The sequence below is a fragment of the Vibrio sp. TRT 17S01 genome, assembly GCF_050113695.1.
Classification (GTDB): Bacteria; Pseudomonadota; Gammaproteobacteria; order Enterobacterales; family Vibrionaceae; genus Vibrio.
Window position 1 is genome coordinate 1 of record NZ_JBNJOG010000077.1, and the last position, 549, is coordinate 549.

Annotated in this window: 1 protein-coding gene; it reads right to left on the reverse strand. The window is 54.5% G+C overall.

The features are described from left to right. Positions 1-549, reverse strand: a 549-nt coding sequence (locus ACQEXS_RS22550; RefSeq protein WP_427015283.1) for a Calx-beta domain-containing protein, incomplete at both ends; no start/stop codon positions are given.

Sequence of the window (549 nt, forward strand, 5' to 3'; positions counted from 1 at the left end):
GTTGGTTTCACCCGCTGGGATGGTGTAGCTGCCATCAGTGTTTGGATTCACCACAGTGCCATCAGCGGTGGTCACCAGCATGGCGCCAAAGTCGTCGCTGCTTGCTGAGCCAGTTTGGCTTGCAAGATTGACCGTCACATCGGTATCTGCCGCTTGTGACAAGCTCACAGTAAAGACTGCGTCATCGCCTTCGCTCACAGATACCGTCTCTGTGATTGAGATAGTTGGGCGATCGTCATTACCGCCGTTCTCACCACCATCAGTGATGGTCGCCGTGCCGGTATCACTGCCGACAGTGCCGTCGCCTGCGGTTGCAGTAACCGTAAAGTCTTCGTTACCTTCAAACACCGTATCGTTAGTCGTTGGAATGGTCACCGTTAGGTTCGTTTCACCCGCTGGGATGGTGTAGCTGCCATCTGTGTTTGGATTGACCACCGTGCCATCAGAGGTAGTCACTACCATGGTGCCAAAGTCGTCTGAATCTGCACTTCCAGTCTGGCTTGCCAAGTTGACCGTCACATCGGTATCCGCGGCTTGTGACAGGCTCAC